The sequence below is a fragment of the Stenotrophomonas sp. HMWF003 genome (assembly GCF_003061285.1).
GTDB lineage: Bacteria > Pseudomonadota > Gammaproteobacteria > Xanthomonadales > Xanthomonadaceae > Stenotrophomonas > Stenotrophomonas maltophilia_AP.
This window is the reverse complement of sequence record NZ_QAIW01000361.1, coordinates 1-383: the sequence shown is the minus strand read 5'-3', so window position 1 is coordinate 383 and position 383 is coordinate 1. Positions and strand designations below refer to the sequence as shown.

The 383-nt window shown below is 71.8% G+C and carries 1 protein-coding gene; it reads left to right on the top strand.

The genetic code is table 11. The features are described 5' to 3' along the window. The coding region (locus tag DBR34_RS14690) for a bestrophin (protein WP_146186856.1) at nucleotides 1-383 on the top strand (383 nt) is incomplete at both ends.

Sequence of the window (383 nt, the reverse complement as noted above, 5' to 3'; positions counted from 1 at the left end):
CCATTGCCGTGGCCGCCTTCGCCGAGGTCTGGCACCCGCCGGGCATCGAGCGCGTCTCGGTGGCGCCGTTCACCCTGCTCGGCCTGGTGCTGTCGATCTTCCTGAGCTTCCGCAACAACGCCTGCTTCGAGCGCTGGTGGGAAGGCCGCAAGCTGTGGGGCCAGCTGGTCTACGAATCGCGCAGCCTGGCCCGGCTGTGCAGCGCCCTGCTGGCTGACGACGCACCGCGCCGCGACCGCATCTGCCGGCTCGGAATCGGTTTCGCCCATGCGCTGGCGGCCAAACTGCGCGGGCGTGACGCCGCGTTGGCCGCGCTGCCCTGGGTGGCCGAGGACGACCACGCCCGCTTCGGCGCGCGGCTCAACGCACCCGACCAGCTACTG